This window comes from Janthinobacterium sp. GW823-FHT01H08, assembly GCF_058797855.1.
Genome location: NZ_CM179504.1, coordinates 4,646,286 through 4,661,365 on the forward strand (window position 1 = coordinate 4,646,286; position 15,080 = coordinate 4,661,365).

A 15,080-nucleotide genomic window follows, 5' to 3' on the forward strand; every position below is an offset into this window, starting at 1 on the left:
GGAAATAACGTTATCTAAGGCAATTAAGCCTTCAGTTCTGGGAAGAAGTAAGCGATTTCCACTTTAGCAGCTTCGACAGCGTCGGAACCGTGTACGGCGTTAGCGTCGATCGAATCGGCGAAATCGGCGCGGATCGTGCCTTTTTCTGCTTTCTTCGGATCGGTCGCGCCCATCAGGTCACGGTGGGCCAGAACGGCGTTTTCGCCTTCCAGGGCCTGGATCATGACTGGACCGGAAACCATGAAGTCGACCAGATCCTTGAAGAAGCCGCGCTCTTTGTGCGCTGCGTAGAAGCCTTCAGCTTGTTCGCGCGACAGTTGGGTCATGCGTGCTGCAACGATTTTCAGGCCAGCGTTTTCAAAACGGGTGTAGATTTGACCGATTACGTTTTTTGCAACTGCGTCTGGTTTGATGATCGACAGGGTGCGTTCGATTGCCATGTGTGAAAACTCCAATAAAAGTAAGGTTTAAAACGGTAAATTGATAACTCAATCAACCTTTGATTTTACCATACTCCACCCCATATCACCCAGACGGGCAGGGGCATCTTGCCGCCCTGTCCCTGTTTAATGAAATCTTAAGCTGCTTTTTTGGCAAATTCCGGCCCCCATGCTATCCTTGGGTAAAGCAGTAATTTGAATTGACAACACGGAGGCACTATGAATCAGAACATGCAACGCACCTTTGACCTGTCGGGGGGCATGCAGCAAGTCCGCCACCAGGTCTTGCGCAACACTTACTGGCTGCTGGCACTGTCCATGATACCGACCGTGCTGGGCGCCTTCATCGGCGTGCAGATGCATTTGCCGATGCTGACTGGCGGCATGGGCTTCATCATCTTCATGGCCGTCGCATTCGGCTTCATGTACGCAATCGAGAAAACCAAGAACTCGGGCCTCGGCGTCGCCGTCCTGCTGGGCTTTACCTTCTTCATGGGCCTGATGCTCACGCCTATCCTGACGCGCACGCTCGGCTACTCGAACGGCGGCATGCTGATCATGACGGCATTCGGCGGCACGGCCACCATCCTGGCCGTGATGGCGACGATCGCCACTGTGTCGAAGCGCGATTTCTCGGCCATGGGCAAATGGCTGTTTGCCGGCGTGATCGTGCTGATCCTCGCATCGGTGGCGAACATCTTCCTGGGCCTGTCGGCACTGTCGATCGTGATCTCCATGGTCGCCATCGCCATCTTCTCGGCCTACATCCTGTATGACGTGCAGCAAATCATCAACGGCGGCGAGACCAACTATATCTCGGCCACCCTGCGCATCTACCTGGACGTGTACAACATCTTCACCAGCCTGCTCTCCCTTCTGGGCTTCGCTGGCGGCAGCCGCGACTAAGCGCTAACGCAAAAACGCCCAGGGCGGCGTTGCAGTGCTTTGCCCTGAACGTTTTATGCGCTGCGCTTATGCGCCAGAGCATGAAAACAAAAGCCGACCCGCGGGTCGGCTTTTTTACGTCCGTTCAAATTACTTGATCTTCTCCGCCACCTCCAGCAGGCAGGCGCGGGCGCGGTCCAGGGTCGGGTTGTCGCGCTGGGCCGCATACACGGCGTAGGCGGAATGCGAGAATTCGGGCGCGTCGCGCACGCGGTACAGCAAGCCCCCATCGAGATACGGCTGCGCGCTGCCGATACGAAAGTAGCTGGCGCCGCCCACTTCCAGCAGGTACACGAGGGCCAGCGGGCCCAGCGAGATCGACACGGGCGGGCTGCTCAGTTCAGGATACGCCGCCTGGTGGTTGGCCGCGAAGCTGGGTCCCCAGTCGACGTACACATAGGTATCGGCCTGCATCTGCCCGTCGGCGCGCGTGGTCACCATCACCAGCTTTTCCTCGGCCAGCAATTCGCTGGCCAGACCCGGGCGCTGCGGCGGGTTGTACAGCACGGCGAGGTCCAGCGAGCCGTCGTGCACGGCGTCGAGCAGGCGCGCGGGACTGTCGACCTCGGCGCGCAAGGCGATTTCGGGACAATCGCGGCTCATGCGTATCAGCCAGTCGCCGAGCAGCGGCTGCCACAGGCTCAGTTCGCAGCCTATGCTGACGGCGTCGTCGCGCCCCGGCGGCAGGGCCACCTGGTGGCGCGCCCGCTCCCACACCTGCACCATGGTGGCCGCATGGCGCATGAAGCGCTCGCCGGCCGAGGTCAGGCGCGCGCCCGCCTTGTTGCGCACGAACAGCTGGCGCCCCAGCTGCTGCTCCAGGGTGCGGATGCGGGCGCTGACGGCCGTCTGCGTCACGTGCATGCGCTCGGCCGCCATGATGAAGCTGCCGCAGGAAGCCACTTCGAGGAAGGTACGCGCTTGATTGATGTCCATCAAGCCATGATATCAGCTGACGCGATCATAGCCACCGAGCACGCCCTGCTTCGACAAGACCCATTGCCACAGCTGCAGGTCGCGCGCGCGGAAGGCGCCCGCGCAGGACAGCAGGTAGTATGACCACATGCGGTGGAAGCGCTCACCCAGCTGGGCCGCAAACTGCGGCCAGGCCTGCTCAAAGTTCGCATGCCAGGCCATCAGGGTCTTGTCGTAGTCGGCGCCGAAGTTGTGCAAGTCCTCGGCGATAAATAAATCATCAATGGCGTCGCCGATCTGGCCGATGGACGGCAAGTCGCCATTCGGGAAGATATATTTGTCGATCCACGGATCGCATGCGGAATCGCGCTTGTTCTTGCCGATCGTGTGCAGCAGGAACAGGCCGTCGTCTTCCAGGCAGCGGTGCACCACTTCCATGAAGGTGCGGTGATTCTTGTGCCCCACGTGCTCGAACATGCCGATGCTGACGATGCGGTCGAATTTTTCATCGGTGTCACGGTAATCCTGCAGGCGGAAGTCCAGGTGCTCGCCGCCCGGCATGCCGCGCGCGTAGGCGACCTGCTCTTGCGAAATCGTCACGCCCACGCACTGCACCTGGTATTTTTCCGCCGCATAACGCATGAAACTGCCCCAGCCGCAGCCGATGTCGAGCACGCGCATGCCCGGTTCCAGGCGCAGCTTGCGGCAGATCAAATCGAGCTTGGCTTCCTGCGCCTCGGCCAGGTTGCCGGCGTCCTTCCAGTAGCCGCAGGTATAGGTCATGCGCGGATCGAGCATGGCCGCATAGAAGGCGTTGCCCAGGTCATAGTGCTCCTTGCCCACCATCCACGCGCGTCGCTCCGTCTGCAGGTTGAACAGGCGCGCGTACAGCGCGTGGAAGGCCAGGCGCATGGGGCGCACATCGTCGGCCACCCTGGCGCGCAACAGATGGCAAAAGAATTCGTCGAGCTGCTGCGCATCCCAGTCGCCATCCATGTACGCTTCGCCCAGGCCCAGGTTGCCGCTGGCGAAAGCCCGCTCGGGCACGCCCGGTTTGCGCAGCTGCATGTCCCAGGCCGCGCGGCCATTCAAGTGGATATCGGCCCTGGCCAGCAGCTCGGCCGCTTCGCGGGTCAGCCGCGTGTCGAGCTGGAGTTCCGTACTACTTGCCGGTGCTTGCTGTAACTGTGTCATTTGCTGCGTGTTCATGCCCTGCCGCCTCCAGATGGTTGTCGGTGCCGGTGCGCACCGGCAAGCCCACTCAGAGGCCCGGCGCTGCGCCAGCCATCAAATTATCCGCCCGCCATCACCAGCTGGATAATGAAACATCATGGCGATTCATATCAAAATAATTGCTGCAAAATGATTTCAATCAATTATTTTGTGGAAATATCTTATACAAGAAGCACACCGTACAATGAAAAAAGCCGCCTGTTCGGCGGCTGTTCCCTGCGCGTTCGCGGCAATCCGCATGCCAATCAAAAGTCGTGATTCGGCGGATACTTGCTGTAAAAATCGTTATCCCATTTGAAGTTGGTAAACGCCACCGTCATCGATACGTCGAGCGCTTCGACGAAATGCCAGCAGCCGACGGGCAAAAACAGGATCTCGCCGGGTGCCAGCACGCATTCGCGCACCTGCACGTCGGTCATCAGCGGATAGCGCTGCAGGTCGATGGCGCGTCCGTCGACGGGTGTAAAACAGTGGCGCTGGTTGTACACGCGCGCCACTTCGCAGGCGGCCATGATGCGCAGCCGCTTGCGCCCTTTGACTTGCGCCATGAAGTTGTTCGTCAGGTCGTGGTGGAACGGCGTCACCGTGCCGGCCGGGCCGAACCACAGGAAGCCCGTGCGACCGCCACTCTGCTCCAGGTACTCGGGCAGCTGGCCGATATCGTCCCACAGCTCGCGCAAGGCTTGCCGGTTCTGCGAATCGTTGTTCGCCGTCATATAGAAATCGTTGGTCGCGCCGCTGCCCTCGACCAGGCTCGCGTACTCGCCGAACGCCATCTTGCGCTTGTGCGCCACGCTGTTCATTTCGTACTGGGCGTCCGCTTCGCGGCCGAACTGCACTTCCACTTCGCGCTGCCCGAAATGTTCGCGGAAGTAGGCCGGGGTCCACTTGGCCATGGCGGGCCAGTCATCCATCATGCCCGTGATGATGACGGGCTGGTTGGTCGAATAGAATTCGTCCAGGAATTCCTGCGCGGAGAGCTTGTCGCGGCGCGGAATCTCGGGCGGGCGCAGCTGATTCAGCTTGCGCTGGATGTCGATCACCCAGTCGCGCTTGGCCAGGCGGTTCGACAGGCGCACGGCGCCGGCCAGGTAGGGACTCTGCAGCGCCAGCTCCACTTCGCGGCGCGCCAGGGCTTCCGTGATGCCGGCCTTTTGCAGCACCGGCATCAGCGCCGACGGGTGGCTGCCCAGCATGAGGTTTTCCGCGATCCAGCTGCGCCACTCGCGGCTCAGCTCCTGTTCCTGTTCCTGCTGCTTGACTCCGAATGCCGATACCGCCGCCATCGCCCGTCTCCTCTTTTTTTGTATGAACAAGCGGCCGGGCAGCAATGCCGCCCGGCCGCATCCTGCTACGCTAGCACACGGTTAGCGTACCTTCCACACCTCAGTCGCCAGCACACCGTTCGCGTCGCCATCGAGTTCCCACGAGAACGCGCCGCGCAAGCCCTGGTCCTTCACGTATTTCACCTTGGTGCCGATGACGGTCGGATCATCATAGCTCCACCACTGGCCGCCCGCCCCCGTGTACAGGTACAGCTGCTTGGTCACGGGATGGTAGTAGCGCGTGCCGGCTTTGGCGACGAGGATTTTATAGTCCTCGATACCCGACTCGTACGTACCCGGCGCCGTGCCCGTGGCCGCCTGGTACAAGCCATCGCCGTTCGGTCCCGGCGCCACGCCCGTCCAGCCGCGGCCATAGAACGGTATGCCCAGCAGCAGCTTGTCGCGCGGCACGCCGGCGGCAATCATGTACTGCACCGCCTTGTCGCCCACGTATTCGCGCGCCATGCCCGTTGACGGATCGGCAGGGTCGGCAAACAGCTGGGCGTTGAAGTTGGTGCTGTTTTCCCAGCCGCCGTGGAAGTCGTACGTCATCAGGTTGATCCAGTCCATGTACTGCGAGTACAGGGCCGGTTCCGTGTTGTCGATCTTGTCCTTGCCGGCACCGACAGCGGCCGTCAACAGGTAGCGCTTGCCGTTGGCGGCGCCGAGCGCATCGAGCTGGCTGCGGAATTCCGCCATCAGCAAGGTGAAGTTGCGCTTGTCGTTGGGGCTGACCGTGTTGTACGGCTGGCCGCCGCCGACCGGGTATTCCCAGTCGATGTCGATGCCGTCAAAGATGTTGGCCGCCGCACCCGCGCCGCCGCGACCGCCCTGCACCGGCAGGTTGCCCTTGATGTAGATATCGATACACGAGCGCACCATCTGCTTGCGCAGCGCATCGGTGGCCGAACCGACGGAGAAGTTCTTCGACCAGCTCCAGCCGCCCAGGGAAATGAACAACTTGAGGTTCGGGTGCGCCGCCTTCAGCTTTTTCAGCTGCAGGAAGTTGCCCGACAATGGAGCGTCCCACGGAATGGCCTGACCATCGACGGTGCGCTTCGGCGTGCGGATGTAGTCGGCCTCGGCATCGCCGCCCGTGCCCGCGTCCGGCGAATTCGGATTCGTCGCGCCCGGCTCCGTCTTGGTGATCATGCCGCATTCGTAGCCGCCGTTTTTCGGATAGATATTGCCGAAAGCGTAGTTGATGAAGGTCAGCTTGTCGGCCACGCCGCTGGTATGCACGTTCGCCACTTCGTAATCGCGGCCATACACGCCCCATTGGGCGAAATAGGAACCGACTTCGCGGCCGGTTGGCGTTGGCGTTGGCGTTGGCGTTGGCGTCGGTGTCGGTGTCGGTGTCGGGGTAGGTGTCGGGGTCGGGGTTGGCGTTGGAGTCGGCGTTGGAGTCGGTGTCGGTGTCGGTGTCGGGGTTGGCGTCGGGGTAGGTGTCGGGGTCGGCGTGGTGCTGCAGATCTCCAGGCTGGTCCATGGTTTGCCCGTGCCGGCAGCGCCGCTGCTGGTCGACGGGTTGTCGCCCTGCGTCCAGTAGTTGGCGCGGTAATTCGTGCCCGCATAGCTGACGGTGGCGCCCGCGCTGTAAGCCGTGCCGGCCACCCATGCCAGTGCGCAGGTGCCGCCAGTTGGCGTCGGGGTAGGCGTTGGAGTGGGTGTCGGGGTTGGATTCGGCGTCGGGGTGGGCGTCGGGGTTGGTGTGGGAGTCGGTGTCGGCGTAGGAGTTGGCGTAGTTCCGCCATCGCACGTGCCGCCGGCGCTCCACAGGCTAGGCGTGGAAACGGGGTTCCAGCCCGAGCCCACGTGGTCGGTCTGCGTCACCAGGGCCGTGTAGTTGGCGCCCAGGTAAGTGACCACCGTGCCCGCGTTGTACGTGCCGCCCTCTTGCCACGGCACGCAGGCGACTACCGTGCTGGCCGCCAGCAATTGCGAGCCAGCCGGCGCGCTGGCGTCGCCGCCACCGCCGCAAGCCGCCAGCACGCCACCGCTGGCCAGACATATCATCATGTTCCTGATCGTTTTTTTGAGTATTAAATTTTCCACGCTGTCTCCTGTTCAGGTTTGCGGAAATACCACTCTGCTTCGATAAAAAGCTACCCTGTGATTTTGTTTTTCTGCAGTTGCAAGAACAGCATGCTGCTGAAAAAATAGGCGGTCAAGTGGTTTTGAAGTGGCCTCGAAGTGGGCAATACCACTTCGCACAAAAAGCGCAGCGGCTTATGCGAACGGCGTGTTGTCCTACTGGACAATCAAAAAACGGCAGAGGGAGGATGAAAAAAGACGCTGGATCGGGAAAAGACAGACCAGTTTTTTAATACGCTGTAAGTGGTATTGCTGTTGCTTGCTACGCCGTTGAATACGGCAGCGGCGGGTGCCTGCAAAGCCACCCGCCGAGCCAGGCAGAATTATTGAGGCAAATCAAACACTGCCATGGATTCCACGTGGGACGTGTGCGGGAACATATTCACCACGCCCGCCTTGCTCAATACATAACCCGCTTCCAGCGCCAGGATGCCGGCGTCGCGCGCCAGGGTCGACGGGCTGCACGACACGTACACGATGCGCTTGGGCAGCAGGTCCGGACGCACTTGCGACAGGCCGACCAGTGCCTGGCACAGGGCCATGGCGCCGTCGCGCGGCGGGTCGACGAGGATGCGATCAAAACGGCCCAGCGCGATCAGGTCGTCCGTCGTCACTTCGAACAAGTTACGCGTCGAGAACGAGGTTTTTTCCGCCAGGCCATTGGCCAGCGCGTTTTCCAGCGCCCGCTCCGTCAGGGTGGTGCTGCCTTCAATACCGACCACTTCGCTGCCCTGCGTGGCCAGCGGCAAAGTAAAATTGCCCAGGCCGCAGAACAGGTCGGCCACGCGGTCGGTCGGCTGCACTTCCAGGAGGCGCAGGGCTTTCGACACCAGCACGCGGTTGATGTGGTGGTTCACTTGCGTGAAATCGACGGGCTTGAACGGCATCTTGACGCCGAATTCCGGCAGCAGGTAGTGCAATTGCTTGTCCAGCGGATAGAACGGCACGGCCGTTTCCGGGCCTTTCACCTGCAGCCACCATTGCACGCCGTACTCGTCGGCAAAAGCCTTCAATTTCGTTTCATCGTCCGCCGTCAACGGCGCCATGATGCGCAAGACCATGGCGGTCACGTCTTCGCCGACAGCCAGCTCGATCTGCGGCATCTGGTCGAAGATCGACAGCGACGCAATCAAGCCGCGCAGCGGCAGCAGCATGGCCGAGATGTGCGGCGGCAAGATTTCGCAGCTATCCATGTCGGCAACAAACGCCGATTTCTTTTCATGGAAGCCCACCAGCACGGCATCTTTCTTCTTGACGTGGCGCACGGACAGGCGCGCGCGGTAGCGGTAGCCCCAGGTCGGACCATACATGGGGCGCATGATGCTTTGCGGACGTACCTTGCCGATATGCCACAGGTTGTCTTCCAGCACGCGCTGCTTGATCGCCACCTGCGCCGACGGTTCCAGGTGCTGCATCGAGCAGCCGCCGCAATTGTCGAAATGCTTGCACTTGGGCGTGACGCGCATGGACGATTCGCGGTGCAGCGCCGTCATGCGGGCCATTTCCCAGTTTTTCTTCTTCTTGAACGTCACAAAGCTGACGCGCTCGCCCGGCAGCGCGCCTTCGACAAACACGACCTTGCCCGGCGAGCCGTCTTCGTTCTCAATATGGCCAACGCCACGGGCGTCCATGTCGAGCGATTTGATTTCGATGATATTTTCTTGCATAGCGATCAATAGGTAAGAGTGGGCCAGGACGCAGGGCCGCGCTGGAACTTGCAAACAATGGGGGAAAGGTCAGGCGCCGCGAGCGGGGCGTATGATAGCAGATGCCGACTAGCTTAAGTCCGCAGCACAGTTGCGCCGATTTAGCGTGCCTGAGAAAATGTACAGGGCAAGGCGCAGTGCCGAAGACAGTACGCCAGTACGGCGAGGCATTGCAACGCCGCCATGTGCGTTTTATCGGGCACGCTACAGCAGAGAGTCGCGCACCACGCCACGTGCCGCCATGGCGCGCTTCAACTTAATCAACGCTTCCTGCTGGATCTGGCGCACGCGCTCGCGCGTCACGCCCATTTCCTCGGCCAGGGTTTCCAGGGTGGCCGGATCGTCGTTGTCGAGGCCGAAACGGCGCATGATGACGACGCGCTGCTTGTCGGGCAGCTTGGTCAGCCAGTCGCGCACCAGCACCGTCATTTCATGGTGTTCCGCGCGCGCGTCGGGGCTGTCTTCGCTGGCGCCGGGCAACATGTCCATCAAGGACGACTGCGGATCGTTGTCGAGCGGCGCGTCGAGCGACGTGGCATGCTCGGACAGGGCCAGGATATCCTGCACCTCTTCCACGGGACGGCCCACGAGGTGGGCGATGTCTTCCGCGGTGGCATCCTTGCCGTCGTGGTGCTGGGCTTCCAGGTGGTATTTGCCGCGCAAGATTTGATTCAGTTCGCGCACCATGTGCACGGGCAGGCGCACCGTGCGCGCCTGGTTCATGATGGCGCGCTCGATGCTCTGGCGTATCCACCAGGTGGCGTAGGTAGAGAAACGGAAACCGCGCTCGGGCTCGAACTTGTCGATGGCGCGCATCAGGCCGATGTTGCCCTCCTCGATCATGTCGAGCAGGACCACGCCGCGGTTGATGTAATGCTTGGCGATCGACACGACCAGGCGCAGGTTGTGCTCGATCATGGTTTGCCGGGCTTCGAAATTGCCCTGCTTGGCCAGGGTGGCGTAATGCACTTCTTGCGCCGCCGTCAGCAGGGGCCGCGTGCCGATCTGGTTCAGATAGTGCTGCGTGGTATCGGTCGACAGCTCGGCCGCCAGCACCTTTTTCAGTTCATCGACACTTTCGACCACCACGCTGACGCTGGCTACCTCGCCGCCCTCGCCCGCGTCGACGGCGTCAATGCCGTCGAGCTCGCCGGCATCGTCCGTCACGACTTCGTCTGCCCCGTCTTCCGGCAGTTCCGGGTCATCGTCCAGCTGATCGTGCGGCGCGTGTGTCATTGCTTTACCTAACGGTTAGGCAGGAATTTCGAAGGGTCGACAGGCTTGCCCTGCTGGCGAATTTCAAAGTGCAGCTTCACGCGGTCGGCATCAGAATCGCCCATTTCAGCGATGGCCTGGCCTTTGTTGACGTTCTGCCCTTCCTTCACCAGGATGCTGCGGTTATGCGCATATGCCGACAATAAACTATTACTGTGCTTCACGATGACAAGATTACCATAACCACGGATTCCGCTCCCGGCATACATGACTTTTCCCGCGCCTGCGGCCACCACTTGCTGGCCGGCCTTGCCGGCGATATCGACGCCCTTGTTCTTGCCTTCGTCAAAAGTGCCGATGACCTTGCCTTCGGAAGGCCACATCCAGCTGATCCTGTCGTCGCCAGGCGCCGATGCGGCAGGGGCTGCAGCGGCGGCGGCCGGTGCGGCGGCGACAGTTGCTGCCGGCGCGGGCGCCGGCTTGGCGTCGCCGCTGCCGCCATCGGCGCGCAGCTCGGCCAGGGTGGCGTCGGAATACGCGCGCTTCTCGCCGCGCGGGCCCGTTTTCTTCGGCACGGCAGGCGCGGCCGGCTTGATTTCCGTCGACGGCGGCATCACGACGGCCGACGTTTGCGCGCCGCCTGTGTCGCCAGTCGGCGGCAGCACGCGCAACACCTGGTCGACCTTGATGTCGTTCGGGTTGCTCAAGTCGTTCCAGGCCACCAGGTCGCGGTAATTCTGGCCGTGCTCGAGGGCGATGCGCAACAGGGTGTCGCCGCGCTTGACCGTGTAATAGGCCGGGTCGCGGTCGCGCGGATCGCTGGCGGCGGCACTGCTGCTCGATGGATGGCGCTCAACGACGGGTGCCTGGACGCCCGTCGTGCCGCAACCGCTCAACAGCGCGGCCAAGGTGATGCTACATAGAAGTATGTTACTTTTCTTAATCATTCGCATGTAATTATATGTCCTGCTTGCTAGCTGATCCGGGGATCATATGGTGCCCGGGCGCAAAGGCACGAAATGGCAATCTTCCAGGGTTTGGCTGGTCCATTCCGTTTTCCCCACCCGGGTAATGAGTTGTAAGTGTTGCAATTTAGCCCCCACCGGCGCAACCAGACGCCCGCCGGGCGCCAGCTGTTCCAGCAAGGCTTGCGGGACTTCCAGGCCGGCTGCGGCAAGGATGATCCCGTCGAAGGGCGCCGCCTGCGGCAGGCCAAGCATACCATCTCCGTACTGCAAGCGCAGATTCGACACGCGCAGCGGGCGCAGATTGGCCTTCGCCAGCTCGTGCAGGGGCCGGATGCGCTCGATCGAATACACCTCCTTCGCCACCAGCGACAGCACCGCCGCCTGGTAGCCGCAACCCGTACCGATTTCCAGCACGCGCTGCAAGCTGCCGCCCTGGCGCATCACCTCGATCATGCGCGCGACGATATACGGCTGCGAGATGGTCTGGTGATGGCCGATGGGCAAGGAGGCGTCGATGTAGGCTTGCGACGCCAGCGCCTCGTCCATGAACAGGTGGCGCGGCACGGCTTGCAGGGCGTCGAGCACCACCTGGTCCTTGACGCCCTGCTTCGCCACGCGCGCCACCATGGCCCGGCGCACGGCCTCCGAGACGAGCGGGTTTTGCCGCGGCGGCGACACCACGGCCGGCTGCGCCCGCTCATTGGCGATGGCTTGCGCGCGCGATGGCGCGATGGCCGCGTGCGCGCCATACGGCTGCGCCACGCCGCGCGCCGCGTTTTGCGCCGCATTCTGCGTGGCCGTCTGCGGCGTGGCGATCCTGGACTGGGCCAGCGACTGCCCCCCGCCCTGCCTGGCGGGCTTGCCGGCCAGCGAATCGAGGGAAAGGGGGAAGGTACGCGGCTTGTCAGTCATAGTGAGCGGTCATGCCAGGCCTTTCGCCAGTGCATCGAGTTGGGTGGTATGGGTCAGGTCGATCTGCAGCGGCGTGATCGATACTTGTCCATGTTCAACGGCATGGAAGTCCGTGCCCGGACCGCCTTCCTTGGCCGCGCCGGCGGGGCCGATCCAGAAGATTTCACGGCCACGCGGGTCGAGCGCGCGGATCACGGGCTCGGCCGAATGACGCTTGCCCAGGCGCGTGGCCGCCATGCCTTGCAATTGCTCGTAAGGGATAGCGGGGATATTCACGTTCAGCAAATACGGTTTCTGCAGGGCGTCGAACTGGCGCTCGACGATTTCCCGCGCCACGCGGGCAGCCGCGTCCAGATTGGCCCAGCCGAACTGCGACTGGGAAAAGGCGATGGCGGGAATGCCGAACAGATAGCCTTCCGTGGCGGCGGCCACGGTGCCCGAATACAGGGTGTCGTCACCCATGTTGGGGCCGTTGTTGATGCCCGAGACCACCAGGTCGGGGCGCTCGATGAGCATGCCCGTCAACGCCACGTGCACGCAGTCGGTGGGGGTGCCGTTGACAAAATAAAAGCCGTTGGCGGCCTTGTGCACGGACAGGGGCCGGTCCAGCGACAGCGAATTGGACGCGCCCGAACGGTTGCTGTCGGGCGCCACCACCACGATGTCGGCAATGGGCGCGAGGGCGTCGGCCAGGGCCGCCAGGCCTGGCGCCAGGTAACCGTCGTCGTTACTGATAAGGATTCTCATAACGAGATTTTACCTGAAGCAATGCCCACACTGCGCATGCCGCACGCCGATAGGCAGCATTTTTTGTGCCGCCGCGCAAACATGGCGCGCAAGCTCAGCGCTGCTCAATGCGCGCTTCCGACAGCGCCCCTTCCAGCGCCTGCACCTCATCCTCCTGCAAGGCCAGCAAGGCATTCAGGTCGCCTTGCAACTTGTACATTCTTTTCAGCTGCGCCATGCCGCGCCTGCGCAGCTTGCCCGGCACGCCCGGGCGCAGCAGGCAGGACTTCAAATGTTCGGCCAGTTCGCCCGCCTGCGCATACTGTTCCCGTTCGATCATGCCTTGCAACATCGAGATCATGCTGGCCAGGGTATCCGGCTCGGCCGCATCCTGTTCGTTGGCGCGGCCGGCCAGGATGGTTTCCTGCAAATGCCGCGCACCGTCGAGCACGCTGTCCGCATGCCCCGTGACAGGCGCCTTCAACAGCCGGTCACTGCCGCTGAGCACGGCGTCTTCCAGCAGGCGCGCCGCCTCGCTGTCGCCCTGCTGCTGGAGGGTGCCAGCCAGTTGCTTCTTGCTGTGCAAGGTATCGAGGTGGTCTTCGCCCAGCAGGCGCGCATGCACTTCCAGTACCTGCTCCTGCACGCTGCGCGCCGCATCGAGTTCACCGCGCCGCAGCAGCGCCTCGGCCAGCTTGCGCTGGCTCATCAAGGTTTCCGGATGATCGAGCCCGCGCGTGCGCTCGCGCGCGGCCACCTGGTCTTCGTGCAGCTGGCGCGCGCCGGCCCAGTCGCCCTGCCCGGCCACGATATCGGCCAGCAAGTCGCGCGTGGACAGCGTGGCGGCATGGTCGCCGCCCAGGCGCCGCTCCTGCACCCCGAGCACGGCGGCGAGCAGGCGCCGCGCACCCTCCAGATCGCCTTCGCGCCCCAGCGCCTGCGCCAGGGCCAGCTTGCTGCGCAAGGTATCGCCATGCTCGGCGCCAAACAGGCGCTCGCGCGCCGCCACCACCGTGCCCAGCAATTGCCGCGCCTGCGCCAGCCTGCCCATGCGCAGCAAGGTGGCGGCGCGGCCATCCATCGCATCCAGGGTCAGTGGATGCTCGCCGCCCAGCTGGCGCACATAGGTGGCCAGCACCGTATCCTGCAGCAGCAGCGCCGCCGCCAGCTCGCCCTGCAGCAACAGGGTTTTCGCCAGGCAAGCCCGGGCGGCCAGGGTATCGGGATGCTCGCTGCCCAGCACGCGCTCGCGCACGTCGAGCACGTCTTCTTCCAGGAAGCGCGCTTCATCGAGCTTGCCCAGCTGGCGCAGCAGGCGCGCCATGCCGCTCTTGCACGCCAGGCTGTCGGGATGCTCCTCGCCCAGCAGGCGCACGCGGATCTCGACGCTCTGGCGGAAGGCGTCGAGCGCCTGCGCGCTGCGCCCATCCTTGCGGTACAGCTCGCCCAGGCGGGCCAGGTCGCGCGCCAGCGGCAGGGCCACGGCGCGGCCCGGTTCCAGCTGCAAGGCCTGGCGCGCTTCGCTGATGGCGCCCAGCAAGGCAATTTCGCGGCTCGATTGCCAGGGGAAATAGCCGCCCGTCAGCCAGTGCAAAAAGGCTTCGAAGGTGCGCGTGAGGGAAAAGCGGTCGCCGCCCTGGTCGATGCGCACGGCCAGCTGCTCGCCATAGGCAAAGGTTTTCGTCTGCTGCAGCTGGACTTCGTCGAAATAGCTGTCGAGGGCGATCTGCGGCAAGCCGTAGGACGTGCGCAGCAAGCGCTCGAACATGGGCTGGAAACCGGCGATGCCCTTGTGCGCGTCGCCGCGGCGCCACTCGGCACGCTGCGCCCCGTCGCCCATTTCTATGCGCGACGGCAAGGGGTACACGAGCAGCGGGCGCTGTTCATCTTCATGGCTGCGGCGGTACTCGATGGCCCGCGTGACGAGCGCGTCGACGCCTTCCAGGCTTTGCCGGTTCGGCGTGAAGACCACCACGAGCTTTTTCGGCAGCAAGGTGGTGCAGATGCCGGCGCTGTCCGTGCGCCCCGTGCGCGAATCGACGAGCACGTAGCGGAAATGCTGGGCCAGGGTATCGGCAAAGCAGCGGAACAGGGCCGGGCAGCTGTCGAACAGCTGATCCCAGCGCATCTGCGCCAGACGTTCGCTGTAGCTGGCGTCGAAGCGCCCCGCGCGCATCAGGTACAGCGGACTGCCCTGGTCGACGCGCACCACGTACTGCTGCCAGTCGATGGCGTCGAGCACGCGCTGGGCCAGCGCAACGTCCTCGCGGCCCCCATCTTCGCGCCCACCGGCCTGCCCGCCGGCGCGCGCGCCCGCCGTTTCCAGGCTGATGCGCTCGATCTGCTGGCGGCACGCCTCGAAGAACTCGAGCACGCCGGGCCGCTCCTCGTGCTGCTCGAAATAATGGTGCAGGCCCGGCGCTTCCATGTCCCAGTCCAGCATCAGCACGGGCACGCTGGCGTTTTCACGGCGCGCCAGCAGGACGGCGATGTTCGACAGGGCCATGGTGCGGCCGGTGCCGCCCTTGTAGGAATAGAAGGTGACGACTTCGCCAGGGGCGCTCAAAGGTGGCAGGGAGAGGCGTTGGCATTCCATGACGG

At 63.2% G+C, this 15,080-nt stretch carries 12 protein-coding genes; 1 reads left to right on the forward strand and 11 read right to left on the reverse strand.

The genetic code is table 11. The annotated features are described in order from the left end of the window. Positions 1-23: 23 nt before the first annotated feature. Positions 24-440 carry a nucleoside-diphosphate kinase gene (ndk, locus tag AC3RCG_RS20905; RefSeq protein WP_070223377.1) on the reverse strand — a complete coding sequence of 139 codons (417 nt, stop codon included), beginning with the start codon at positions 438-440 and terminating at the stop codon, positions 24-26. A gap of 219 nt (positions 441-659) precedes the next feature. Here ndk and AC3RCG_RS20910 point away from each other — a divergent pair, with 219 nt between their 5' ends. Further along, on the forward strand, positions 660-1,346 hold the full coding sequence (locus tag AC3RCG_RS20910) for a Bax inhibitor-1/YccA family protein (RefSeq protein ID WP_034752039.1): 687 nt from the start codon (positions 660-662) through the stop codon (positions 1,344-1,346). 129 nt (positions 1,347-1,475) lie between these two features. Here the strand turns inward: AC3RCG_RS20910 and AC3RCG_RS20915 are convergent, their stop codons facing one another. From AC3RCG_RS20915 to AC3RCG_RS20960, 10 genes are all read right to left on the reverse strand, one after another. Next, positions 1,476-2,321, reverse strand: a complete 846-nt coding sequence (locus tag AC3RCG_RS20915) for a LysR family transcriptional regulator (RefSeq protein ID WP_492404659.1) — start codon at positions 2,319-2,321, stop codon at positions 1,476-1,478. Between the two features lie 12 nt (positions 2,322-2,333). Continuing rightward, positions 2,334-3,494, reverse strand: a complete 1,161-nt coding sequence (gene cfa, locus AC3RCG_RS20920; RefSeq protein ID WP_099411656.1) for a cyclopropane fatty acyl phospholipid synthase — start codon at positions 3,492-3,494, stop codon at positions 2,334-2,336. Between the two features lie 284 nt (positions 3,495-3,778). Next, positions 3,779-4,819 (reverse strand): cupin-like domain-containing protein, encoded by a 1,041-nt coding sequence (locus AC3RCG_RS20925; protein WP_492404661.1) that lies wholly within the window; start codon positions 4,817-4,819, stop codon positions 3,779-3,781. 81 nt (positions 4,820-4,900) lie between these two features. Next, the gene (locus AC3RCG_RS20930) at positions 4,901-6,877 is read right to left on the reverse strand and encodes a glycosyl hydrolase family 18 protein (protein WP_492404663.1); all 1,977 of its coding nucleotides are present in this window, start codon (positions 6,875-6,877) and stop codon (positions 4,901-4,903) included. Positions 6,878-7,275: 398 nt separating this feature from the next. After that, positions 7,276-8,619, reverse strand: coding sequence for a 23S rRNA (uracil(1939)-C(5))-methyltransferase RlmD (gene rlmD / locus AC3RCG_RS20935; protein ID WP_099380785.1), 1,344 nt, complete (start codon positions 8,617-8,619; stop codon positions 7,276-7,278). 243 nt (positions 8,620-8,862) lie between these two features. Further along, positions 8,863-9,894, reverse strand: a complete 1,032-nt coding sequence (gene rpoS / locus AC3RCG_RS20940; RefSeq protein ID WP_070223369.1) for an RNA polymerase sigma factor RpoS — start codon at positions 9,892-9,894, stop codon at positions 8,863-8,865. Between the two features lie 8 nt (positions 9,895-9,902). After that, on the reverse strand, positions 9,903-10,820 hold the full coding sequence (locus AC3RCG_RS20945) for a peptidoglycan DD-metalloendopeptidase family protein (RefSeq protein ID WP_083286948.1): 918 nt from the start codon (positions 10,818-10,820) through the stop codon (positions 9,903-9,905). 42 nt (positions 10,821-10,862) lie between these two features. Then, positions 10,863-11,753 (reverse strand): protein-L-isoaspartate(D-aspartate) O-methyltransferase, encoded by an 891-nt coding sequence (locus AC3RCG_RS20950; RefSeq protein WP_070219203.1) that lies wholly within the window; start codon positions 11,751-11,753, stop codon positions 10,863-10,865. A 9-nt stretch (positions 11,754-11,762) separates the two neighbouring features. After that, a complete protein-coding gene (gene surE, locus AC3RCG_RS20955) occupies positions 11,763-12,500 on the reverse strand; it encodes a 5'/3'-nucleotidase SurE (RefSeq protein ID WP_070290596.1) in 738 nt (245 codons plus the stop codon). A gap of 94 nt (positions 12,501-12,594) precedes the next feature. Next, positions 12,595-15,075 (reverse strand): tetratricopeptide repeat protein, encoded by a 2,481-nt coding sequence (locus AC3RCG_RS20960; RefSeq protein ID WP_492404666.1) that lies wholly within the window; start codon positions 15,073-15,075, stop codon positions 12,595-12,597. Positions 15,076-15,080: the final 5 nt, after the last annotated feature.